Origin of the sequence: Parasphingorhabdus cellanae (assembly GCF_017498565.1) — a bacterium.
In the GTDB taxonomy this organism is placed as follows: Bacteria; Pseudomonadota; Alphaproteobacteria; order Sphingomonadales; family Sphingomonadaceae; genus Parasphingorhabdus; species Parasphingorhabdus cellanae.
This window is the reverse complement of sequence record NZ_CP071794.1, coordinates 347,811-370,940: the sequence shown is the minus strand read 5'-3', so window position 1 is coordinate 370,940 and position 23,130 is coordinate 347,811. Positions and strand designations below refer to the sequence as shown.

Annotated in this window: 26 protein-coding genes, 1 tRNA gene and 1 other RNA gene; 15 read left to right on the top strand and 13 right to left on the bottom strand. The window is 52.3% G+C overall.

Annotated elements, in window-relative coordinates; all coding sequences use genetic code 11:
- The first annotated feature begins 234 nt into the window (after positions 1-234).
- The 3 genes from J4G78_RS01830 to J4G78_RS01820 are packed head-to-tail and all read left to right on the top strand — an operon-like array spanning position 235 to position 3,149.
- Positions 235-957, top strand: a complete 723-nt coding sequence (locus J4G78_RS01830) for an AAA family ATPase (protein WP_207988189.1) — start codon at positions 235-237, stop codon at positions 955-957.
- Between the two features lie 17 nt (positions 958-974).
- A complete protein-coding gene (locus tag J4G78_RS01825; RefSeq protein WP_207988188.1) occupies positions 975-1,706 on the top strand; it encodes a hypothetical protein in 732 nt (243 codons plus the stop codon).
- A gap of 36 nt (positions 1,707-1,742) precedes the next feature.
- Complete coding sequence (locus J4G78_RS01820) at positions 1,743-3,149, top strand: SPOR domain-containing protein (protein ID WP_207988187.1); 1,407 nt, start codon at positions 1,743-1,745, stop codon at positions 3,147-3,149.
- Positions 3,150-3,184: 35 nt separating this feature from the next.
- On the opposite strand, the gene J4G78_RS01815 is transcribed toward J4G78_RS01820, so the two are convergent.
- The 4 genes from J4G78_RS01815 to J4G78_RS01800 are packed head-to-tail and all read right to left on the bottom strand — an operon-like array spanning position 3,185 to position 7,014.
- On the bottom strand, positions 3,185-4,405 hold the full coding sequence (locus tag J4G78_RS01815; RefSeq protein WP_207988186.1) for a dihydroorotase: 1,221 nt from the start codon (positions 4,403-4,405) through the stop codon (positions 3,185-3,187).
- Positions 4,402-5,406 carry an aspartate carbamoyltransferase catalytic subunit gene (locus J4G78_RS01810; RefSeq protein ID WP_207988185.1) on the bottom strand — a complete coding sequence of 335 codons (1,005 nt, stop codon included), beginning with the start codon at positions 5,404-5,406 and terminating at the stop codon, positions 4,402-4,404. Before J4G78_RS01810 ends, J4G78_RS01815 begins: the two co-directional genes overlap by 4 nt.
- A 22-nt stretch (positions 5,407-5,428) precedes the next feature.
- Positions 5,429-5,890, bottom strand: coding sequence for a Holliday junction resolvase RuvX (gene ruvX, locus J4G78_RS01805; RefSeq protein ID WP_207988184.1), 462 nt, complete (start codon positions 5,888-5,890; stop codon positions 5,429-5,431).
- Positions 5,890-7,014: a DUF3089 domain-containing protein gene (locus tag J4G78_RS01800; protein WP_207988183.1), complete on the bottom strand. Its 1,125-nt coding sequence runs from the start codon at positions 7,012-7,014 to the stop codon at positions 5,890-5,892. The genes ruvX and J4G78_RS01800 overlap by 1 nt, the downstream gene beginning before the upstream one ends.
- Positions 7,015-7,143: 129 nt before the next feature.
- Between J4G78_RS01800 and gatC the strand changes: the two genes are divergently transcribed.
- From gatC to tig, 5 genes are all read left to right on the top strand, one after another.
- Positions 7,144-7,431 (top strand): Asp-tRNA(Asn)/Glu-tRNA(Gln) amidotransferase subunit GatC, encoded by a 288-nt coding sequence (gene gatC / locus J4G78_RS01795; protein ID WP_207988182.1) that lies wholly within the window; start codon positions 7,144-7,146, stop codon positions 7,429-7,431.
- Complete coding sequence (gene gatA, locus J4G78_RS01790) at positions 7,431-8,915, top strand: Asp-tRNA(Asn)/Glu-tRNA(Gln) amidotransferase subunit GatA (protein WP_207988181.1); 1,485 nt, start codon at positions 7,431-7,433, stop codon at positions 8,913-8,915. Before gatC ends, gatA begins: the two co-directional genes overlap by 1 nt.
- 97 nt (positions 8,916-9,012) lie before the next feature.
- Positions 9,013-10,509, top strand: a complete 1,497-nt coding sequence (gene gatB, locus J4G78_RS01785) for an Asp-tRNA(Asn)/Glu-tRNA(Gln) amidotransferase subunit GatB (protein ID WP_207988180.1) — start codon at positions 9,013-9,015, stop codon at positions 10,507-10,509.
- A gap of 102 nt (positions 10,510-10,611) precedes the next feature.
- Positions 10,612-10,696, top strand: a tRNA-Leu gene (locus J4G78_RS01780).
- Positions 10,697-10,748: 52 nt separating this feature from the next.
- Entirely contained in the window at positions 10,749-12,317 is a 1,569-nt protein-coding gene (gene tig, locus J4G78_RS01775; protein ID WP_207988179.1) for a trigger factor, read from the top strand.
- Positions 12,318-12,380: 63 nt separating this feature from the next.
- Here tig and J4G78_RS01770 read toward each other — a convergent pair whose 3' ends face one another.
- Entirely contained in the window at positions 12,381-12,992 is a 612-nt protein-coding gene (locus tag J4G78_RS01770) for an ATP-dependent Clp protease proteolytic subunit (RefSeq protein ID WP_207988178.1), read from the bottom strand.
- A 223-nt stretch (positions 12,993-13,215) separates the two neighbouring features.
- Here J4G78_RS01770 and J4G78_RS01765 point away from each other — a divergent pair, with 223 nt between their 5' ends.
- A complete protein-coding gene (locus J4G78_RS01765; RefSeq protein ID WP_207988177.1) occupies positions 13,216-13,839 on the top strand; it encodes an ATP-dependent Clp protease proteolytic subunit in 624 nt (207 codons plus the stop codon).
- A gap of 140 nt (positions 13,840-13,979) precedes the next feature.
- Entirely contained in the window at positions 13,980-15,251 is a 1,272-nt protein-coding gene (gene clpX, locus J4G78_RS01760) for an ATP-dependent Clp protease ATP-binding subunit ClpX (protein ID WP_207988176.1), read from the top strand.
- A 5-nt stretch (positions 15,252-15,256) separates the two neighbouring features.
- Here clpX and J4G78_RS01755 read toward each other — a convergent pair whose 3' ends face one another.
- The 4 genes from J4G78_RS01755 to J4G78_RS01740 all read right to left on the bottom strand — a co-directional run bounded on the left by J4G78_RS01755 (position 15,257) and on the right by J4G78_RS01740 (position 18,916).
- Positions 15,257-16,150, bottom strand: coding sequence for an aminoglycoside phosphotransferase family protein (locus J4G78_RS01755; RefSeq protein ID WP_207988175.1), 894 nt, complete (start codon positions 16,148-16,150; stop codon positions 15,257-15,259).
- Between the two features lie 50 nt (positions 16,151-16,200).
- A complete protein-coding gene (gene mtgA / locus J4G78_RS01750) occupies positions 16,201-16,893 on the bottom strand; it encodes a monofunctional biosynthetic peptidoglycan transglycosylase (RefSeq protein WP_207988174.1) in 693 nt (230 codons plus the stop codon).
- 86 nt (positions 16,894-16,979) lie between these two features.
- The gene (gene rpoH, locus J4G78_RS01745; RefSeq protein WP_207988173.1) at positions 16,980-17,888 is read right to left on the bottom strand and encodes an RNA polymerase sigma factor RpoH; all 909 of its coding nucleotides are present in this window, start codon (positions 17,886-17,888) and stop codon (positions 16,980-16,982) included.
- A 74-nt stretch (positions 17,889-17,962) separates the two neighbouring features.
- Entirely contained in the window at positions 17,963-18,916 is a 954-nt protein-coding gene (locus J4G78_RS01740) for an RluA family pseudouridine synthase (RefSeq protein WP_207988172.1), read from the bottom strand.
- A gap of 16 nt (positions 18,917-18,932) precedes the next feature.
- Here J4G78_RS01740 and J4G78_RS01735 point away from each other — a divergent pair, with 16 nt between their 5' ends.
- The 5 genes from J4G78_RS01735 (at position 18,933) to J4G78_RS01715 (ending at position 21,716) form a co-directional block, all read left to right on the top strand.
- The gene (locus tag J4G78_RS01735) at positions 18,933-19,364 is read left to right on the top strand and encodes a M67 family metallopeptidase (RefSeq protein WP_243457182.1); all 432 of its coding nucleotides are present in this window, start codon (positions 18,933-18,935) and stop codon (positions 19,362-19,364) included.
- 27 nt (positions 19,365-19,391) lie between these two features.
- Positions 19,392-20,030: a histidine phosphotransferase family protein gene (locus J4G78_RS01730; protein ID WP_207988171.1), complete on the top strand. Its 639-nt coding sequence runs from the start codon at positions 19,392-19,394 to the stop codon at positions 20,028-20,030.
- A 28-nt stretch (positions 20,031-20,058) separates the two neighbouring features.
- Positions 20,059-20,751, top strand: a complete 693-nt coding sequence (locus J4G78_RS01725) for an N-acetylmuramoyl-L-alanine amidase (RefSeq protein WP_510621980.1) — start codon at positions 20,059-20,061, stop codon at positions 20,749-20,751.
- Positions 20,752-20,757: 6 nt separating this feature from the next.
- An RNA gene (gene rnpB, locus J4G78_RS01720) (RNase P RNA component class A) lies at positions 20,758-21,135 on the top strand.
- Positions 21,136-21,179: 44 nt separating this feature from the next.
- Positions 21,180-21,716: a J domain-containing protein gene (locus tag J4G78_RS01715; RefSeq protein WP_207988170.1), complete on the top strand. Its 537-nt coding sequence runs from the start codon at positions 21,180-21,182 to the stop codon at positions 21,714-21,716.
- Here J4G78_RS01715 and J4G78_RS01710 read toward each other — a convergent pair.
- From J4G78_RS01710 to J4G78_RS01695, 4 genes are read right to left on the bottom strand one after another with little or no spacing between them, the layout of a single operon-like run.
- Positions 21,713-22,123 carry a SecDF P1 head subdomain-containing protein gene (locus J4G78_RS01710; RefSeq protein ID WP_207988169.1) on the bottom strand — a complete coding sequence of 137 codons (411 nt, stop codon included), beginning with the start codon at positions 22,121-22,123 and terminating at the stop codon, positions 21,713-21,715. The genes J4G78_RS01715 and J4G78_RS01710 overlap by 4 nt on opposite strands.
- Entirely contained in the window at positions 22,120-22,527 is a 408-nt protein-coding gene (locus J4G78_RS01705) for a SufE family protein (protein WP_207988168.1), read from the bottom strand. Before J4G78_RS01705 ends, J4G78_RS01710 begins: the two co-directional genes overlap by 4 nt.
- A 55-nt stretch (positions 22,528-22,582) precedes the next feature.
- Complete coding sequence (locus J4G78_RS01700) at positions 22,583-22,813, bottom strand: hypothetical protein (protein WP_207988167.1); 231 nt, start codon at positions 22,811-22,813, stop codon at positions 22,583-22,585.
- A 42-nt stretch (positions 22,814-22,855) separates the two neighbouring features.
- Complete coding sequence (locus J4G78_RS01695) at positions 22,856-23,116, bottom strand: hypothetical protein (protein WP_207988166.1); 261 nt, start codon at positions 23,114-23,116, stop codon at positions 22,856-22,858.
- Positions 23,117-23,130 lie beyond the last annotated feature (14 nt).

The window sequence follows — 23,130 nt, the reverse complement described above, 5'->3', positions numbered from 1 at the left end:
TGGACATCATCTTATCCGTAATTTCTTCTTAACGCCAATTTGCAAATTTTTCGTAACCTTGTCTGAAAAAACGGGCGCGGCCTGGCACCAATTATAACGTCGTGTAAAATAAATTTGGCCCCGCGAAAAACATCACGCGTTTGTTAACCCTATTTTAGCGCTGTTCTGTCAGAGAAGGCGATGAATGTAATTCAGACGTCCTGATCAACCCTAAAAGAGACCGAGGGGAATAGAGTGCGAGTTCTAGCAATGGCATCCCAAAAAGGTGGCTCCGGCAAAACAACTTTGTCGGGTCATTTGGCCGTACAAGCCCAGCTGGCCGGAGCTGGCCCAGTTGTCCTGATCGATATCGATCCCCAAGGCTCGTTGGCTGATTGGTGGAACGAGCGCGAGGCGGAATTGCCTGCTTTTGCACAGACGACAGTATCTCGTCTTGCCGCCGATCTAGCGATCCTGCGGCAGCAAGGTTTCAAGCTGGCCGTCATTGATACGCCTCCGGCTATTACCATGGCGATCCAGTCCGTGATCTCGGTTGCCGAACTTATTGTCATTCCAACGCGCCCCAGTCCGCATGATTTGCGTGCCGTGGGTGCGACGGTTGACCTGTGCGAGCGTGCAGGCAAGCCGTTACTCTTTGTTGTGAACGGAGCGACGCCGAAAGCCAAAATCACTTCGGAAGCCGCCGTGGCATTATCACAGCACGGTACAGTGGCACCGATTACCGTTCATCACCGCACGGATTTTGCCGGTTCCATGATCGATGGCCGCACCGTTATGGAGGTCGATCCGGAAGGACGATCTTCCCAGGAAATTCAACAGCTTTGGGGTTATATCTCCGACCGGTTGGAGAAGAATTTCCGCCGCACCGTATTTTCATCACCTGCCATGGCACCGACAGCCAATGTCGGAGCGCCTCGGCCCGGAAGCAATTTCGGTCGCCGGGTCATCGGGTCTTAATGGGTGGAGCAGAGAATATGAGCGAACCTAAGCCATTAGCATCCCTGTCATCCTCTCTTCTCGCACGTAAGGGCGGCGCAAAGCCCGCCATGCGGCGTCAGGGAATGGCATTTCCATCAGAGCCCGATCATGAAACAGAAGATCTGGGTTGGAATGACATGGGATATGACACCAATCCAGACCATGGAGCCGCGCAAGCGGATGCACAGGGGCCTGTCGATGCGGATCAGTATCACTATAATCCCTTAGCCGGCGCGATTCCCGAAGTTGTGCCAGCGGTCAAGAAACAGCAGGAAGAAATTGCTGCCAAATTGAGCCAGCATCCAAAACGTGAAGAAGCAGCCGCGGCTGAGCCCGAAGTAACGGAATCCGCGCCGGCGCAAGAACAACAGGCAGAGCCAGTTGCTAAAAAGCCATCTGTCCCCGTTCCGCTGTCCATTTCTCGTGAAGTGGCTCCTGTTGTTGAAAATTCCAACATCGGCGTAGCGCCACCACCGCGCAAAAAGGCAGTCGAGGCCAAGAAGCCAACAAAAAAACGTCGTCCGGCGCAAAAGTCCCGGACACGGAAAGCCAAGGCCGCGTTTACCTTAAGGTTGGACGCCGACAGGCACCTGAAACTGCGGTTAGCAACGGCTGTGAAGAATGTCTCTGCACAACAGTTGGTAACCAAAGCCGTGGATGAATATTTGAGGTCTATCCCCGAACTTGACGACTTGGCAGAGCGCATTCCGTCACGCGGCGCTGCTTAAACACAATATATAGAATTTAATTGCGAGGGCATTGATATGAAACGCGATACAATACTGAAACTGGCCGCTTCGACTATGGTCATTTCGACAACCTTGACCGGTTGCGGTCCTTTCGGAGGTGGCTCGGTAGCATCTGTGTCGAGCAAACCTGCTACGGTCAAAGATGGCGAAAAATATGCCAAAAAAGCTGAAAAGGCTATGGCCAAAGGCAAGATTCAAGACGCAATTGTTTATGCAGAACGATCTGTCGCTGGTGTAGGCAATGATCCTGAAACACGGGCATTGCTTGGCCAGTCTTACCTGGCAGCCGGGCGTTTCTATTCCGCCGAGCGCAGCTTTCTTGATGCTATGGAACTGGGCAAGAACGATGCACGCACCGTATTGAGCCTTAGCCTGGCACAATTGGGGCAAGGCAAAGCGAATAAAGCGAAGCAGCTGATTGAAACCAATCGCCAGTTTATTCCAACCGCTGATTACGGTCTCGCTTTGGCCCTGACCGGTGATTCCAAAGCGGCTATTGCAATTTTGGAAAATGCCATTCGTTCGAACAATGTCACTGGCCGTACCCGTCAAAATCTGGGGCTGGCTTATGCTCTGGACGGTCGCTGGAAAGAAGCGAAGCTGATGGCGATGCAAGATATGACGCCAGCAACTTTGGACAATCGCATGATGCAATGGGCACAGATGGCGCGTCCAGGTGCTTATGACGTACGCGTGGCATCTTTGTTGAATGTTAAGCCGATCGCCAATGATCCCGGTCAACCAGTACGTCTGGCGCTTAATGCGGCGCCGGCCATGCCTGTTGTCGCCGAGGCAACGCCTGCGCAAGATTATAGCCGTGAAGTCGCCAGTTTTGACCGTGATATACCACTACCAGCTGTAGGCGCTGCGCCAGCGGCTGATTCCGAAGTGGATTTCATGGCTAAGGAAAACAACGTCACGGTAACTAAGGTTGCGATTCCAGCGAGCAAGCCCGCGGAAAAAGCAAAGGCTGTGAAGCCTGTTCCAGCGGCTCCGGAAAAGACTTTCATTGTTGAAAGTTCCGACGCTCCAGCACCGGCTGCAAAGGCAGTTCCTGCTACAACCGCAGCAGAGCAAGTCATCGCTGCGGTGAAACCAGTTTTGCAAAAAGTGGCTTTCACTCCGCGTGCACGGTCTATTTCAAATGGCAAACATCTGGTGCAACTGGGCGTCTTTTCTTCACCTGAAAATGTGAAGCGCGCTTGGGGCATCTTGTCATCGCAGAATAAGGATTTGGCTTCCTTCCAATATGCAAGCTCCACGATCCAGCGGAATGGAAAGACCCTCTATCGTCTGGCCGCCATGGGCTTTGGTAATGAGCAATCCGCAAAAGATATGTGTAGCGGTATCAAATCCAAAGGCGGTGCTTGCATCGTGCGTAACGTCGAAAAAGTTCGCCCAACGCAAATGGCTGCTCGCTAAAAAACAAGAAACCACAATTATTGAGGGCGGGGAAGCTAAAGCGCTTTTCCGCCCTTATATATGGCGTGAACCCGTCCCTGAACCGGTAGCTTGTCAAAGGGGGTATTGCCTGCTGACGCTGCCATTTTGCGAGTATCGATCTGCCACGGTGCCTCTGGATCAATCACTATCAGATCCGCTTCATAACCTTCCGTAATTTGCCCCGCTTCCACACCCAATATCTTCGCCGGTGTTGCTGAAAGTAGTTCAAACAAACGATTTAGGCCAATTAGCCCGTCGCGAACGAGATTGAGCGAAAGGGCCAGCAACGTCTCCGCGCCAGCCATGCCAAATTCTGCTTCCGCAAAAGGTAGGCGTTTGTCTTCCGGACCGCGAGGATCGTGGCCGGACGAAATTACATCTATCGTCCCGTCTTCTATCGCTTTGAGACAAGACTGCCGGTCCTCTTCGCTCCTGAGAGGGGGCGACAGTTTGGCAAAAGTTCTGAATTCGCTGATGGCGATGTCAGACAGGAAAAGATGGGCAGGTGTGATTCCACAAGTCACTGGCAAACCTTCTGATTTCGCAGCGCGAATCAGATCAAGGCCTTGCGCTGTTGTAACTTGCCGGAAATGGACATGCGCGCCGCTTTCGCGCACCAGAGCGATGTCGCGGGCGATGGACAGCGCCTCCGCAGTAGCAGGGGCGCTCGACAGCCCCAGACGTGTAGCCGTTTCGCCAGCTGTTGCAACAGCATTAGCGGTAAGGCCGCGATCTTCACTATGGACGATCACTGGCATATCGAGCGAATGGCAGTAATGGAGAAGCTTCAGCATGATACCGCTGTCAGCGATCCAGCTTCTGCCGGTTGCCACGGCGCGGGCGCCAGCCTGTTTCATCAAGCCGATTTCCGCAAGTTCGGCGCCTTTCAGCCCTTTTGTCGCAGCGGCGAGAGGATGGGACCAAAGGTCTGGTTTGCCCTCCGATGCATTATGTTTGATCATCGCTGGCAGGTCGAGCACCGGAGACTGATCGGGCATCAGTGCCGCGCGTGTGATTCCACCATAGTGGAAAGCCGGTTTGTCGATCGAAAAAACACCCAAATCGATAATGCCGGGTGCTAATATAGCGCCTTTGCAATCAATGGTCTGTTGGTTCTCCGATGGCCCGTCTTCGCTGATCCGGCAAATGCGGTCTCCATCTGTGGCAACGTTGATTGACTGCGGGGCCTGCGCTCCGGGAACCAATACTTGCGCATCTGTAAAAACCTGTTTCATGACCAGCCCTCCACGCCGCGGGATCGCCGGGTCAGCACGTCCAGGCAAGCCATTCTGACGGCGACACCCATTTCGACTTGTTCGGTAATGGCTGAGCGTTCCAAATCATCGGCGACATCGCTACTAATCTCAACGCCGCGGTTCATCGGCCCGGGATGCATGACCAGAGCGTCCGGTTTGGCCAGCGCAAGACGTTCTCTTGTAAGACCATAGAGATGATGAAACTCTCTGGGACTGGGGATGAAATCACCGTTCATGCGCTCATTTTGCAGCCGCAGCATCATCACCACATCCGCGCCATCAAGTGCTTGTTCAAAATTCGAGAAAGCCTCAACGTTCATCCGGTCCAGAGACGCAGGTAAAAGCGATGTGGGCGCGCAGACCCTCACCTTTGCACCCAAGGTGGTCAGACAATAGATATTGGAGCGGGCAACCCGGCTGTGCATGACGTCTCCGCAAATTGTCACGGTCAGACCGCTAATATCGCCCTTGCGCCGCTGGATTGTGAGCGCGTCGAGCAGGGCCTGTGTCGGATGCTCATGGCTGCCATCACCGGCGTTGAGGACAGGGCAATCCACTTTGTCCGCAATAAGTCGCACGGCGCCTGAGCTAGCATGGCGAATGACAATCGCATCAGCGCGCATGGCGTTGAGCGTTACCGCCGTATCGATAAGCGTTTCGCCCTTTTTCACGCTCGATTGTGCCGCATGCATATTGACGACATCAGCGCCCATACGTTTGCCCGCAATCTCAAACGAAAGCAGCGTGCGCGTGCTATTCTCAAAAAAAGCGTTGATCACGGTCAGGCCATCCAGCCGATCGACATGCTTGCTGGACTGGCGGTTAAGATCGACCCATTGCTCTGCTTCTTTTAAAAGAAATAATATCTCCCAGGGTTGCAATCCTGCGATACCCAACAGATGGCGATGTGGAAAAGCGTCCGACCCTACGGGAAACTGATGTCCGGCAGTCGGTGGTGAACCTGTTTGATCAATTGTCATTAAAGTCAGCCCTATAGAGGCATCATTCTATCGCGGCAAGCCCGTCAATCGCTCCCTGCAATATATAGGCGGCCGCCATCTGGTCGACGACTTGGCTGCGCCGTTTCCGGCTGACATCAGCGGCTATCAAATCGCGCGTAACCGCCTGTGTGCTCCAGCGTTCGTCCCACAATAATATGGGCAATCCAACGGGACGTAAATTCTGGGCAAAGGATTTCGCTGCCTGTGTCTGCTTACTCTGGCTACCATCAAGATTAAGCGGCAGGCCAACAACAAAGCCGGATACAAATTGGTCGACAATAACTGTCTTGATTCGTTCGAGATCTTTGGAAAATTTTCGTCTTTCTATGGTTTCTGCAGCGGTCGCGATCGTCCACTGGGCATCGCACAGCGCCATGCCGACCGTCTTGGTGCCGACATCTAACCCAAGCAAGCGTCCGCCATCGGGCAGAGCCGCGCGAAAAGCCGTCCGGTCGTCTGTCATTAACGCGAGAGAAATGCAGTCATCCTTTTCATCACATCTTCCCGAACGTTACGCCAGAACAGGCTGTAATCATAGACGTGATAATTATTGCCGGGCAGGGTGTAAGGCCCCAGATCTGGCGGGTCGCCGATGAGCAAAAATCCGCGATCGTCGCAGCGGGCGGGGACGGCACCCTCGACCAACGTGGCATCACTCAACTCGTCATTGGGCACCAATGTTCCGAGATTGAGTTCCGCAGGTGATTCGGAATTGATGTCGCCGTTAATCGGGTTGGTGCAGAGCAGATTTGTATCCTTGCGCGGCTCACCGTTAAAACCGATGGTCGTGTCATAAACCTCGACGATACGGCCATAATCGGCGGGCTCAGCAAAGCTTTCCCAGCTGAGCAGGCAATTGGTTTGCTCCGCTGTTTCACAAACATCGAGGCCGAGAGCTGGGACATCCGCTTCGATCGAAACCGGCCAACCCACGACATAAGCGGCAACAATCCGATTGGCCAAAGGCGTTCCGGCCACCCGGTCCTTCAGCAAATTGGTGAGATGCAGGCTGCCTTGGCTATGGCCTGCCAATATGATCGGGCGATCATCCGGCACTTCGCTAATGAAATAATCAAAGGCGATCAAGACATCCTGATAGGCTGCATCTAGCGCCTGCTGTCCTTCTTTCTTTTCGGTTAGAAACGCCCCAAGCGTTGCTTGACGATAGCGGGGCGCCCAGACATCGCCTGCTTTGTTAAACGCACTGGCCTGTCCGCGCAGGAAGATTTTGGTGCGATCCTCGGTTTCTTTGTCGCCCAACGGCGCGTTCCATTTATCTTTGTTGATAAAAGATGTCGGGTGAACAAAGAAAATCGCAGCGCGCTGATCTTCTTTCGGGCCAGCTCCTTTGGGCTCGTAACCTTGGGGCAACCAAAGGGCGGGGTTGCCTTTTTTGATCTCGGGCCGTGCATACCACATGGAAATATCAGCATAAATACTGTCTTCCAGCACTTCCTGAGCCTGAAATTCGGCGCTTGGCACGAACACGACTTCGGCCAAGTCTTCGCCATAGATGCGCAGGACAAAGGCCCCCGCAATGACCAGCACGATCATGGTTGCAACGAAATAGAGAAATTTACGCGCCAATTATTTTACTCCAATTTGGGCTGTAGCCGCTCATTCACCTTGAAGCGGCCTCGCGCCAATGCTAGCGGCGCGAGATACACATTTACTGTGCCCTTACCCGAAAAAAGATGAACCGATAAAGAATGAATCATGTCAGTCGATAAAGAAACCGTCAAAAAGATCGCAAGCCTGTCTCGGATCGCCGTAACTGAAGCAGAAGCCGACGCATTGGTGCCAGAGCTCAACAACATCCTCGGATGGGTCGAGCAACTGGGCGAAGTGGATTGCTCAAAGGTTGAACCGATGACCGCGGTGATCCCCAACAAACTGCGCCTGCGCGATGACGTCGTCAGCGATGGCTATGTCCGTGACAAGGTTCTTGCCAATGCGCCGGCGGCTGAACATGGCTTCTTTGGCGTGCCGAAGGTGATTGAATAATGGCTGAGATTTTTGAACTGGGCATTGCGGATATCCGCAGCGGTGTTGCATCGGGCGATTTTACGGCCAAGGAAGTCGCCGAGACATTTATCGATCGGGTGAGCGCGGCAAAGTCGCTAAACGCGGTTCTGGTGGAAACACCTGATCATGCGCTGGCGGCGGCAGAAGCGACCGACAAGGCCAAAGCCGCTGGCGAAACGCTTGGCAAAATGGCTGGTGTGCCGATTGGCATGAAAGACCTGTTCTGCACCGAAGGCGTTGCGACGACGGCTGGCAGCCTGATCCTCGATGGTTTTACGCCGCAGTACGAGTCCACCGTATCGGCGAACCTGTTCAAGGCGGGTGCTGGCATGCTAGGCAAGTTGAATATGGACCAGTTTGCTATGGGTTCGTCCAACGAAACCAGCGCTTTTGGCAATGTGATTTCGCCATGGCGCCGCAACGACGGCGGTAATACCGACCTCGCCCCCGGCGGCTCCTCGGGGGGGAGTGCAGCAGTAGTGTCAGGACGTATCTGTCCAGCAGCGACCGGCACCGACACTGGCGGTTCCATCCGCCAACCAGCCGCATTTGTCGGCATTACCGGTTTCAAACCCACCTACGGCCGTTGTTCACGTTGGGGCACGATTGCGTTTGCCAGTTCGCTCGATCAGGCAGGCCCGATGGCGCATGACGTGCGCGATTGCGCGATCATGCTGGAATCGATGGCGGGCTTTGATCCCAAGGATTCAACTTCGCTCGATCTGCCAGTTCCCGAATGGGAAGCGAGTCTGAAAAGCGATTTGACCGGCAAGCGTATCGGTATTCCCAAGGAATATCGGGTCGACAATATGCCGCCCGAAATAGATGCTTTGTGGCAGCAAGGTATCGAATGGCTCAAAGATGCTGGCGCGAAAATCGTCGAAGTATCTTTACCGCACACCAAATATGCGCTGCCAGCCTATTACATCATCGCCCCGGCAGAAGCTTCATCCAATCTCGCGCGCTATGATGGTGTGCGTTACGGGATGCGTGATCTGCCGGACGGGGCAGGGCTGCAGGATATGTATGCCGCAACCCGCGAATCCGGCTTTGGACCCGAGGTAAAGCGCCGGATCATGATCGGTACCTATGTGCTGTCTGCCGGCTATTATGACGCCTATTACACACAAGCGCAGAAAGTGCGGACGTTGATCTCGCAAGATTTCGACAAGGCTTGGGAAAGCTGTGACCTGCTGCTTACACCAACCGCGCCGAGCGCAGCCTTTGGATTGGGTGAGAAAAGCGATGACCCGCTAGCCATGTATCTGAACGACGTGTTCACGGTTCCGAGCAGTCTTGCAGGATTACCAGCCATATCCGTACCAGCAGGGCTGGACCGACAGGGGCTTCCCTTGGGACTACAGATTATTGGCAGGGCGCTGGACGAACAAGGTGTGTTTAATGCTGGTCTAGCTTTGGAAGAACGCGCCAGCTTTGTTGCGAAGCCGGAGCAGTGGTGGTGAGTCCCCATCGTCATCCCAGCGAAAGCTGGGATCTCCCGATAGGAGACACCTGGATTAACGAGATCCCAGCTTTCGCTGGGATGACGGAAGAATGAGTATGACTGAATCAACCTACAGAATCCAAGGCGCAACGGGCGAATGGGAGGTCGTGATCGGCCTTGAAGTCCATGCGCAGATCACCTCCAATGCAAAGCTCTTTTCCGGCGCATCCACTGAATTTGGTGCAGAACCGAACACGCAGGTAAGCCTCGTCGACGCTGCAATGCCCGGCATGCTGCCTGTTTTGAACAAGGAATGCGTACGCCAAGCCGTGCGCACCGGTCTTGCCATCAATGCGCAAATCAACAAATATTCGCGTTTCGACCGGAAAAACTATTTCTACGCCGATTTGCCGCAAGGCTATCAGATTTCCCAGCTTTATCATCCAATAGTGGGGGAGGGGAAAGTCGAGATTTCTCTCGATGAAAAAGATCCTGATGCCCATGGCAAGACCGTAGGGGTGGAACGCATTCACATTGAACAGGATGCGGGCAAGCTGATGCATGATCAGCATCCGACAATGAGCTATGTCGATCTCAACCGCTGCGGCGTCGCCTTGATGGAAATCGTATCGATGCCGGATATGACATCGCCCAAGGAAGCGGCGGCTTATGTCCGTAAGCTCAGATCAATTCTGCGCTATGTGGGTAGCTGTGATGGCAATATGGAGCAGGGTTCCATGCGCGCCGACGTCAATGTTTCTGTCCGCAAACCGGGCGGAAAACTTGGTATTCGCACGGAGACCAAGAACGTCAATTCTCTGCGCTTCATCCAGCAAGTGATTGAATATGAAGCCCAGCGTCAGGTCGATGTGCTGGAGAGCGGTGGCGACATTGTGCAGGAAACCCGGCTATTTGATCCAGACCGGAACGAAACCCGCTCGATGCGCTCCAAAGAGGATGCGCATGATTATCGCTATTTTCCCGATCCGGATTTGCTGCCTTTGGAGCTAGAGGATGACTTTATCTTCGACTGCAAGGCCAGCTTGCCGGAACTCCCGGACGAAAAGCGGGCGCGGTACAAAAATGTTCTGGGCCTGAGCGCCTATAATGCCGCCGTTCTGACAGCAGAGCATGAAACGGCGCTCTGGTTCGAAGAATTGCTGGACACGACCGACGAGCCCGAGAAAATTGCCAGTTCAGCGGCCAATTGGCTGACGTCCGAGCTTTTTGGTGCCCTCAACAAAATGGGTCTGTCGATTGAGCAAAGCCCTGTATCGCCGCAACAGGCGGCAGAGCTTCTGGGGCTGATCGCGGACGGCACGATTTCCGGCAAAATCGCTAAGCAAGTTTTCGAGATCATGCTCGAAACCGGTGATGGCGCTGCCAAAATTGTGGAAGAAAAGGGCCTGAAGCAGGAATCCGACACCGGTGCGATCGAGAAAGTCATCGCTGACGTCATGGCTGCAAATGAAGACAAGGTCACCGAATATCGCGGCGGTAAGGACAAACTCTTTGGGTTCTTCGTCGGCCAAACCATGAAAGCGATGCAGGGAAAAGCCAATCCACAGGTTGTGAATGAGCTTTTGAAAAAGACGCTCGGTCCGGCGGGGTAAATTAGCGGCGCGGTCGCGCAAAGCGGGCTTGCCCTTTGGGCACCTTTCCGCTAGGCGCACGCGTCAATCAAAATTCGATAGTGATTTGACGGTGTAACTCGTGCGGGCGTGGCGGAATTGGTAGACGCGCCAGATTTAGGTTCTGGTATCTTCGGGTGTGGGGGTTCGAGTCCCTTCGCCCGCACCAAAACACCGAAAACAGGTCGAAATAGAAATAATGAAGGCATTAAAGGGTAATCATGCAGATTGTTGAAACGCTGAACGAAGGTCTGAAACGGGCCTATGACATCAAAATCTCCGCGAAGGACATCGAAACACACGTGGATAACGAGGTCAAGAAACTGGCTCCACAGGTCAACATGCCCGGTTTCCGCAAAGGCAAGGTTCCAGCGAATTTGGTGCGCAAGATGCATAATGATGCCTTGATGCAGGATGCGTTGAGCAGCACCGTTCAGGAAAGCGTCGAGAAAACGATTGCAGATAACAAATTGCGCCCGGCTATGCAGCCAAGCGTTACGCTGGCTGACGGGTATGAAGCTGGCAAAGATGCTGAAGTAAAAGTTGAGCTGGAGATTTTGCCGGAAGTTCCAACGCCGTCTGTTGATGGTATCAAGTTGGAGCGTCTGCAGGTCGAAGCAGATGAGAAAACGGTTCAGGAATCGCTCGACAAATTTGCAGAAAGCCAGAAGCAGTTTGAGACCGCACCGAAAAGCCACAAAGCGAAAATCGGCGACCAGTGCCTGATCGACTTTGAAGGCAAAGTCGACGGCGTGCCATTTGATGGCGGCAAAGGCGAGGGCATGGCGATTGAGCTTGGCTCTGGCCGCCTGATCCCGGGTTTTGAAGACCAGTTGGTTGGCAAAAAAGCCAATGATGAAGTTTTGGTCAAAGTGACTTTCCCGGAAGACTATAATGTCGACACCCTGAAGGGCAAAGACGCGACTTTTGATGTCGTTATTGGCGAAGTTCAGACGGCCAAAGCGTCTAAAGCTGACGATGAAATGGCAAAAGCCATGGGCCTCGAAGGCCTTGAGCAGCTTACGGAATTGCTAAAAGGCCAGATTGAGCAAGAACTTAACGGTCTGACCCGCACGCACATGAAGCGCAAATTGCTCGATCAATTAGCCGCATCGCATGATTTCGAGGTGCCGCCGACGATGGTGGAAGCCGAGTTCAACCAAATCTGGCAGCAGCTGGAACAAGAAGCAGCTCAGGAAGAAGATCCCGAAGCGGCTAAAAAGGAAATGGAAGACGAGAAGGACGAGTATCGCGAGATCGCCGTCCGCCGTGTCCGCCTTGGCCTGCTCCTGTCAGAAATTGGCCAAGCCAATGGTGTGGAAGTCAGTCAGCAGGAAATGTCCATGCTGATCCAGCAGGCTGCCCAGCAATATCGGGAAGAAGATCGTCAACGGTTTGTAGAATATATCCAGCAGGACCAGATGGCCGCTGCTCAGCTTCGTGCACCGATGTACGAGGACAAGGTCGTCGACTTCCTGTTCGAAAAAGCGGAAATTACCGACAAGAAGGTAACACGCGAGCAGCTCGAAGCTGCGATTGAAGCGGAAGACGAAGCAGAAGCCAAGCCAGCCAAGAAAAAGGCTCCGGCGAAGAAGGCCGCTGCTAAGAAACCAGCTGCCAAAAAGCCTGCAGCGAAAAAGCCGGTGGCCAAGAAGCCCGCCGCTAAAGCCGCTCCTGCAAAGAAAGCAGCAGCCAAAGCGCCCGCTAAAGCAACGGCAGCGAAAAAGGCTCCGGCAAAAAAACCGGCTGCGAAGAAGCCTGCAGCCAAAAAGCCAGCAGCAAAGAAATAATCTAGAATTTATGAACTAGCCGGACATGCGTGACATGCTCCGGCTAGTGAAATTCACCCGGCGTCAAAAGCTGACGTCGCCTGCCTTTTTGATGATAGTTCCCAGAATGCCATATTCTTTGGCCTCTTCCGTCGACATCCAATAGTCGCGGTCAATATCTTCTCGAACGCGGGCAATTTTTTGCCCCGTCGCCGCGGCGATTTTCTGAGCGATTCGTTCTCGCATTTTGACGATTTCCTCGGCTTGGATCGCAATATCGGATGCTTTACCGCCGGCTCCGCCAGAGGGTTGATGAATAAGAAAACGGGTATTGGGCAGACAAAAACGCTGTTTTGCAGGGACCCCGAGAAAAATATGGGTCGCTATGCTGGCCACCCAGCCGGTTCCGACCACAGCAACTGGCGCGCTGATATATTCGATGAGGTCATGGATCGTATCACCGGATTCCACATGCCCGCCGGGCGAATTGATCAGCAGGCGAATGGGTTCGTCGCTGACATGATCCAGATAGAGCATCTGAGCGGAAACGCGCTCGGCCAGTTTCTGATCAACACCACCGAAAATCATCACCGTCCGCGTTTCCAGCATCCGTTTCATCATGAAGGCCATCGGGTCGGGGGCGCCATTTTCGTCTTCGGCATGGAATTGGGGGATGGATGGTGAAAAAGAAGGCATTAATCTCTCCTGTAAAACTGTGTTTTCTCAATTGCTCATGTTCATAGCTGTGGGTTAACTGATGCGCAACGGCATCAAATTTTCAATATGGTCTGGAAAAAATCCTTAACCGACTTGAACATTGCGGAAGATACACCGATGTAGGGCTCAACGGATGGGGACTCCGTTAGACGATATCCCCATTTTCCTAATACTGACTTTTCACAGAAGGCGCTAAATTACCATGCATGATCCGATCGTCGACGCCCTTGTTCCCGTCGTTATTGAGCAATCCAACCGCGGAGAACGTAGCTTTGACATTTTCTCACGACTGCTGCGGGAGCGCATCGTCTTCGTAACTGGGCAGGTAGAGGACGGTATGGCCTCTATCATCACCGCCCAGTTGCTGTTTCTCGAGTCGGAAAATCCGAAGAAAGATATTTACCTTTACATCAACTCTCCCGGCGGTGTTGTTACTGCTGGCATGGCGATTCATGACACGATGCAATATATCCGGCCACGTGTTGGCACAGTTTGCGTTGGCCAGGCAGCATCTATGGGTAGCTTCTTGCTCGCTTCGGGAGAGCCCGGCATGCGGATGGCCACGACCAATGCGCGGATAATGATACACCAACCTTCTGGCGGTGCACAGGGCATGGCATCTGATATTGAAATCCAGGCGAAGGAAATTCTGCGTATACGCAGCCGTATGAATGAGCTTTATGCCAAATATACCGGTAAGCCGATCAAAGAGATCGAAAAGGCAATGGATCGCGATACGTTTCTGGAGGCGGACGAAGCCAAAGCCTTTGGTCTTGTCGACGAAGTATATGATAAACGGCCAAAGCCTGCCGAAGATGATAAATAAGGAGTTATCGCGGCCCTAAATGAAAATTAAGCCGTTTTTGATAGGCTTATCATTCATCGCAATCAGTGATAAAAAAAGCGGTAGCATTTTGTATTTTGAGGGTTAGATTGCAATTTCTAGCCTGGTTTTAAGGACTTTTTATGACGAAATTGACGGGATCTGATTCGAAGAGCACACTTTACTGCTCCTTCTGCGGAAAATCCCAACATGAAGTCCGCAAGCTGATTGCTGGACCTACCGTTTTCATTTGCGATGAATGTGTTGAGCTTTGCAACGACATTATTCGTGAAGAGACCAAAGGCGCCATTACCGGCAAGAAGGATGGCGAAGTTCCGTCGCCTCAAGAAATCTGTGATGTACTAAACGACTATGTTATTGGGCAGGACCGGGCAAAGCGGGTGCTTTCGGTCGCAGTGCACAATCACTATAAACGCCTCAATCATGCCGCGAAGTCAGGCGATATAGAGCTAGCAAAGTCCAACATCTTACTCGTCGGTCCTACCGGTTGCGGTAAGACGCTTCTGGCGCAAACTTTGGCGAAAACCTTCGACGTACCGTTTACAATGGCTGACGCGACTACATTGACCGAAGCTGGTTATGTCGGCGAAGATGTCGAAAATATCATCCTCAAGCTGCTGCAATCGTCTGATTATAATGTCGAGAAAGCACAGCGCGGCATCGTTTATATCGATGAAATCGACAAAATCAGCCGTAAGGCGGAAAATCCATCCATTACCCGCGATGTATCGGGTGAAGGCGTTCAGCAAGCCTTGCTGAAGCTTATGGAGGGCACAACTGCTAGCGTTCCACCACAAGGCGGCCGTAAACACCCACAGCAGGAATTCCTGCAGGTGGATACGACCAACATCCTGTTCATCTGTGGTGGCGCATTTGCTGGCCTTGAAAAGATCATTGGTGATCGCCTCGAAGCAAAATCCATTGGCTTTGGTGCCCATGTCTCTGCTCCTGAAGAACGCAGAATCGGTAAGACCCTTCAGCAGGGCGAACCGGAAGATTTGCTGAAATTCGGTTTGATCCCTGAGTTTGTCGGGCGTTTGCCAGTTATCGCGACACTGGAAGACCTCGATATCGACGCATTGGTTCAGATTTTGCAGGAACCCAAAAACGCTTTGGTTAAACAATATGCAAAATTGTTTGAACTGGAAGATGTCGCCCTGACATTTACCGAAGACGCCCTGATCGCCATTGGTAACAAAGCGATTGAGAGGAAAACGGGTGCGCGTGGTTTGCGGTCGATCGTCGAGAATATCTTGCTCGATACGATGTTCGACCTTCCTGATCTGGAAGGCGTTGACGAAATCGTCATCGACAAGGATGTCGTCGCCGGAACCAAAGACCCGGTCAAGGTTATTGCAAAGAGCAGCAAGGCGAAGAAAGAAGACGCGGCTTAAATGATCTAAGATCTACAGTCCTGATGCTCAGCCAATACTAAGCGAAGAACATCTTCGGCTGAATTCTCTCCAGCTTTGTTCTGAGCGTTTCCGTTTAATACCAGCAATGCCTTCCATATCGCCCAACCGCGCGCTCGTTCCCATGTCTGCTCATCAAGTGGAATCGCATCGCGAAAAATCCGCCGACTGTGCTTGTTGAGGCCGGTCCATGCAATAGTCAGATCACAAGATGGGTCACCAATAGCGCAACAGCCAAAGTCAATAACTGCTGTCAGCTTACCGGATTTGAGCAGCAAATTTCCGGGTGCAACGTCACCATGAATCCAGACTGGTTCTTGCTCCCATTGCGAAGCGATGGCCGTGCTCCATAGATCACGAACCGCAGCTTGGTCGATCTGTTTACCAAGTGAATCAATGACTCTCTCAATTTGCTTTGAATAGTAAGAGAGATGTGCTCCACGGAAAAAATTGTGACTGTCTGGTTTCGGAGCGTCGGTAATTGGGCATTTGTGCAGCACGATTAAGAATGATGCAAGCGTGTCTGGGAAGTCCTTCGTGATTGAGATTTCTTGTATTGTGGCAGCATTACCTTCAATCCATTGGAAAATTGACCAAGGCCATGGAAAATCTGATGTTGGAACACCGAGCGCGATTGGCGACGCTATGCTGACTGGCATTTGATCTTCAAGAATTGGAAGCCAGTAATATTCCTTTTCGATCTGAGCCGCATAACATTCCGCGCTGGGCAAACGAACGGACAGGGTTTCTCCCAAGCGAAAAGTGCGATGATCCCAACCACCTGGAATTACTTGTGTTAAAGTCAAGTTTGACCATTTCGGGAATTGTTGAGCAATAAGCTTATTAACAAGTGTTGTATCTATCTCGATACGGCGAGCCATGATCGATACTCCTACGGCAATGTGGCCGGGGTCCGTTATTTAATATTGCTTCAGCTATAAACGCAATCATCCAGTCCCTCATTATCCACAACATTAATCCGTGCCGCAATCGTATTGCCATAACGTCGCGTAAACCCACCAGCGCCGTTTACAGCGCGTTTCTTCGGCAAGGGCAGGGCGGCAGCAATACGCGCTGCTTCGATCTTCGTCAGTTCGGAAGCGTCTTTTTTGAAATAACGCTGGGCGCCAGCCTGCGCACCATAGGTTCCGATGCCGGTCTCCGCGACATTGAGATAGACTTCCATGATCCGCTTCTTGCCCCAGATTTTTTCGATCAGGAACGTGAAATAGGCTTCTAACCCTTTGCGGAAATAGCCGCCGCCTTGCCAGAGGAAGACATTTTTGGCGGTTTGTTGCGATATTGTGGAGCCGCCGCGGATGCGACCGCCTTGCCGATTCCGTTCAATAGCCTGCTTAATAGCTTCACGGTCGAAACCGTCATGGCTGCAAAACTTGCCGTCTTCTGCAGCAATGACCGCTCGCGTGAGATTGGGAGAAATATTGCTGAACGACGTCCAGTCCTTTGTAATACCGTTCTCATCCATCAGCATAGTTGCTGTTACCGGCGGCGGAACGAACGCGTAGAGCCCGACCCAGAGCAGTGTAATCAGCAAAAAGTAGAAAATGAGCCGAAAAAGCAGCTTGATGAGTCGGACAGGAAAGCTGCGTTTTTTAGTGGCCATATGCATGGGTTAAACAAAAAGCGCCCCGAAAACAAATGCTGTTTCCGGGGCGTTATATTCTTTAGATCAACTGAGAAGTTAAGGGATCAACCCGCTGTAAGCAGTTGCTTTTCTCCGGCAATGCGGAGCATCGCTTTTTGCAGCTTCTCGAACGCGCGGACTTCGATTTGGCGAATCCGCTCGCGGCTGACCTCGTAGACCTTGCTCAGATCTTCCAGCGTTTTGGGATCTTCCGACAAGCGCCGTTCAGCAAGAATATGCTGTTCGCGTTCGTTGAGCGATTCCATTGCTTCTGTCAGCATCTCGTGACGGAAATCGGCTTCCTGTGCGTCAGCAATTTGCTGGTCATGCAGTGGTCCATCATCTTCCAATGTATCTTGCCACTGGCCGCCATCACCGTCTTCCGACAAAGGCACGTTCAGCGACGCATCGCCGCCCATGGACATGCGGCGGTTCATGTTGACCACTTCATGTTCAGCCACGCCAAGATCGGTTGAAATCTTGTTCACATCTTCAGGTGACAAATCACCATCTTCAAACGCTTCGAGATTGTTTTTCATCCGGCGCAGGTTGAAGAAAAGCTTTTTCTGTGCGGCGGTTGTGCCCATTTTGACGAGGCTCCAGCTGCGCAACACATATTCCTGTATCGACGCGCGAATCCACCACATGGCATAGGTTGCCAGGCGGAAACCTCTATCGGGCTCAAATTTCTTCACGCCCTGCATCAGGCCGACATTACCCTCGGAAATCAGGTCCGAGACGGGCAGGCCATAGCCGCGAAAGCCCATGGCAATTTTGGCCACGAGACGCAGATGGGACGTTACTAGCTGAGCTGCTGCTTCCTGATCCTTATGTTCAGAATAGCGTTTCGCCAGCATATATTCTTGTTCGGGTTTCAATAACGGAAATTTACGGACTTCCGATAGGTATCGATTCAGGCTTGCATCCCCCCCTAAAGCAGGGATTTTTGCCGGAACATTGCTTCCATTAGCCATTTTAGTTCCTTCTCTGGTTTGCCGCCGGGCCTCATCAAGCACCCGTTGGTCTCATTCCATATAGTATCTAATATCTATACACGCAACTTACTGAATAGTTCCTGCATATCGGGTGGAAAGTTACAGTTAAATAACAATTTTTCTCCCGTTATGGGGTGAACAAATCCAAGAATAGCAGCATGTAGCGCCTGACGGCAAAATCGAATATCTTTTCTGCCGGAAAGCAATGATTTTCGACGAGCACCATAAAGCGGATCACCGATAAGACTATACCCTATATGGGACATATGGACCCGCACCTGATGCGTGCGTCCTGTTTCCAGCGTACATTCGACCAAAGTGGCGCCATTTAGCGGTTCTTTGGTTGTATAATGGGTAATGGCTGCCTTTCCTTTATCATCACCAACCACTGCCATTTTCTTGCGATCCGCGTTGCTGCGCCCAATATTGCCTTCGATTGTTGCCGAATGCGGATTCGGACGGCCGTTGCAGATCGCCAGATAACGGCGCTCGATATCATGGGCGGCGAATAGTGCCGTCAAACCCTGATGCGCTTTGTTCGTTTTGGCCGCCACCATCAATCCGGAAGTATCCTTATCTATCCGGTGAACAATGCCGGGCCGTGTGACACCGCCGATGCCAGATAACTGCCCTTTACAATGGTGGAGCAGGGCATTGACCAGTGTTCCATCGGGGTGCCCGGCAGCAGGATGAACAACCAATCCAGCGGGCTTATTGACGACAATCAAGTGATCATCCTCAAAAACTACATCCAGAGGGATGTCCTGTGGTTGAGCAGGGCCTTCAATCGGTGCGGGAACCGTCAGTGCGAATGTTTTGCCTGCACATTTTTTGGATGCGGGGTCAGTGCAAGTGGCTCCATCAATCAGCAAATTGCCGCTTGTGATCAGATTTTTGATCCGTTCCCGGGATAGGTCGTCGAGAAAACCCGCCAAAGCCGCATCAAGCCGCTGTTTCTTCTCGGTTTCAGGCACGATGCCGGATTTTATGGATTGCCCCGCTGTCATCGCCTAGATGTGGGCTATGAAACTGGTCATATCAAGCGCGATAATGAAGGATTTGCAGCAACTCGCCTGTCAAATGGCTCCAGAGGAGGCCTGTGGGTTGCTATTTGGCGATAACGGGACGGTCTCCAGCTTTAAGACGACGAAAAACGTAGCCGAAAACCCGCTACATCATTTTGAAATCAATCCCTCTGACCTAATCGCTGCCGAACGGGCGATGCGGGACGGTGGACCGACTATAATCGGCTATTTTCATTCCCATCCATCCGGCAGCGTATCGCCTTCAAAAACAGATGCCGTCATGGCGGCGTCGGATGGCCGGATATGGCTTATTATCGATGGTCAGCAAGCTGCGGCATGGCGAGCGGTTCAAAAGGGTGAAATATATGGCCGCTTTAATCCAATCACTCTTGATTGCCACAGCACAAACGGCCAAACAGCGGACAATTGAGTTTTCACAAGTTAAGGGCCCATTCCCATGTCTGAATCCGGTGTCGACCTCGCTGCTTTGCTTTGTTCCAAATTGTGCCATGATCTGCTCAGTCCAGTCGGTGCGATCAACAATGGTTTGGAATTGCTGGAAGATGAAACAGATCCGGAAATGCGGGATCGCTGTCTGGATTTGCTGGCCGATAGCGCCCGAGCATCTGCGGATAAACTGAAATATTTCCGCTTGGCCTTTGGCGCTGCCGGCGGGTTTGCCGATGAAGTCGATCCTGCAGAAGCCAAACAATTGGTCGAAAGCCTGGTCGGTGATCAGGGAAAGATCACATTGGGTTGGGCGGTGCAAAGCGAAACATTGCCCAAAAAAGCGATCAAGATATTGCTCAACCTTGCGTTGATTGCCCGGGAGGCGCTCGTACGTGGCGGGAAACTAGATGTAGGCGCGGAACAGGGCGATAGCGGTATCGAAGTGGTCGTTCGCGCCGAAGGTCCGAAAATCGCTCTGGATGATGGCATAAGAGCCGCTCTTGAAGGCACGTTGCCACAGTCGGAACTAACCGCCCGCACGGCTGCGGCATGGATGTCACGTGAATTATCCTGTGAGAATGGCGGCGATTTGCGGGTTTCTCCATCGTCCGATACAGAATTGCTGTTAGGCGCAATAGTCGCCTGAAACGCGTGATTGAGGGAGGTCATTGACCATGGACATGATCTGGACGCCGTCTCCCAATTTTGACGAGCGCAAGCTGCCGATCAGTATATTGGTCATGCACTATACTGGTATGAAAGACGCGGCGTCCGCAATCAATTGGCTCGCTAATCCTGATGCGAAAGTGTCTGCTCATTATGTCGTGACCGAGGATGGCCAGGTCGTCAACATGGTGAAAGAAGAGAAACGCGCCTGGCACGCTGGACGCGGCTATTGGCGCGGTATTGAAGACGTGAACAGCGCCAGCATCGGCATTGAAATCGTCAACCCGGGCCATGAATGGGGCTATGTGTCGTTTCCCGAGGAACAAATGGATGCAGTCACGCGGCTTGCGCATGATATTGTCAAACGCCATGATATCGTGCCGTCGAACGTGATCGGCCATAGTGATTTGGCGCCTGCGCGAAAGCAGGATCCGGGTGAGCTGTTCGATTGGGACAGGCTGGCCAGGCACGGTATTGCACTGAAAAAGCCGTCATTGAACCGGGGCGAGCCGCCTTGGACGGATAGTGGCTTCATGTTGGCTCTGGAACGTTTCGGTTATGATATTACGACCGAAAAAGACGCCGTTGTCGCTTTTCAACGGCGCTTTCGTCCGAAAAATATCGATGGCGTGATCGATGGCGAGTGCCGCACGCTGTTATTGTCTTTAATGCTCGACAGAGAGCGTGGAATCACTAAATAGAGCGCACCAGAGGGTCGGCCAGTCGCGAGGATATGCAAATATTTTCGAGGAAAGTCCGGGCTCCACGATTGAAAGGTGCCGGATAACGTCCGGCGGGCAGGGGAGAGATCGCTTGTTCAGGGACAGTGCAACAGAAAGCAGGTCGCGACGGTTTCGACCCCGTGACATTGAAAGGGTGCGGTAAGAGCGCACCGCGGGTCTGGTAACAGCCCCGGCATGGTAAACCCCACCTGGAGCAAAACCAAATAGGGGCGGCATATGGCACTTTCGGCCTGCAGCCCGGGTTGGTTGCTAGAGCGGTGCAGCAATGCATCGCCGAGATGAATGACTGGCTATTCCTTGCAAAAGGATGGACAGAACCCGGCTTACAGACCCTCTGGTATTTAATTATGGCTGGAACTGGCGCAGGGCCTTTGTTAGAGAGTGATATGCCAAAAGCAAAACGATCCGATAACTGGGGCTTTCCCCGCTGGGGCAGCTATGAAAGCTCGCGTGAAGCAGAGAAGGTCAAACTGTGCGACCGTCACGGCTGTAACGAGGCTGGCAATTGCCCAGCACCAAAATCACCCAACAGTCCCGAAAAATGGTATTTCTGCCAAACCCATGCGGCTGAATATAACCGGGGTTGGGACTATTTTGAGGGACTGGACAAAGAGGAACGCAAAAAACGCGAAGCCGACGAGCAGCGTGATGCCAATGCTTATCAAGAAGCGAAGCATTATAGCTGGATGGGATCTGGCGATGGCAGTCGGTCTCGTGACGAGATGACAGCGCTGGAGATATTTGACCTGACGCCCGATGTTGATTTCGAAGCGGTGAAAAAAGCCTGGCGCGCTATGGCTAAGGAATATCATCCTGACGTTAATCCGGGCGATGAAGAGGCGGCGAAAAAGTTTCAGGCAGCGCAGGCGGCTTTTGACGTGCTGAAAATTGCTGAGGAGCGGCGGGTCTGGAAGCCGGTTTAAGGTTTCTCAGATACCTCGGTATTTTTGTTCATCCGGCTTTGTAATTCGGTGAGCTCTTCGCTCGTATATGCGCCAGAAACTTGAGCTGTTCGCCCGTATATATACTCATTCAATACGGGCGTACTCAACAGCTTATCTTCGAAGCAAAGGGCAAATTTCTTCCCAATGCGTCCTTTCTGAACGGCGGCAAATTTGTCATAGCCGGTCTCAGAAAATTCTATATTTAGTACTGGTTCGTTCGAATATGAACCAAAGCCTATCCCGGCATATTTGATATCTGAAGCGACAAGCCGAAGCTCAAAATTCCGAACGGGTTGCGCCGAACAATCATGCTCATAATCGGGTTCGTCCACTTGAACATCTGAAGCACCTGGTCCCGCCATTAGGAGCAATGCAGTCCAAATCATGATTTATATCGTTCCGCCGTTTCATTGATCAGTGCAATCATGTTCGGGATACCTTGGGTGCGATTAGAACTGAGCTGGTTTTTCAAATCAAACGGAGCCAGTTTTTCCGCAATATCTGTTTTAAGCACAGCATCAATCGCTTGATCCTGAACGGTTTCGAGCACCAGTGCGATGATACCCTTGGTGATGGCGGCGTTACTGTCTGCCAGAAAATGCAGCCGGCCATCATCCTGTTTTGTAGGATAAACCCAAACCGAGGCAGAACAACCGCGAACCAATGTTGCATCGGTTTTAAGGGCATCGGGCATTGGTTCCAACTCCTTGCCCAAATCGATCAGAAGCCGGTATCGGTCATCAGCTTCGAGATATCCATATTCTTCTACAAGATCGTCAAATTTGCTCATCCCCGCCCGCTAGCAGGGCAGGGGATTCGCGTCATCCCTTTTTAGGACTGACTAATTAAAGCTCCACTCCGGCGGCAATGGCCTCCAACTTGCGGATGCGTTCTTTAAGGTCCGCAACTTCAATCCGCGATGTCGCGCTAGGCGGGTTTTCTTCACGCTGTTGTTCCAATTCCTTGGTCTTGAGCGCAATCCAGTCGCGCCATCCACGCAAGGCGATAAGGGAAACCGCCGTCAATCCGATCAGGGTAAATGCAGCAGTCATCAGGTACAAACTGGGTTCTGGCATGATGCTATCCTTCTTCTCTTCCTGCTTTTTTGAGGAGCCGTCCTATTGGTTCCGCAATTTCTCTATTTCATTTTCAAGTTCGCGAGCGCCGCGATCATCAGTGGCGATCTTTTCCAGGACAGCAACGCGTTCCTTGAGATATTTTACCTCTTCGCGCAGTCGTCCAGCGTCAGGGTCAACCATGGTGACCGGATTCCCATCTTCGTCTGATGCGATGCCATTTTTGGCCTGAATACGAGTACTAACTACTTTTCCGACCGTGATTACGATGATGATGGCGACAACCATTTCAAACGGATTCATTTAGTATATTCCCT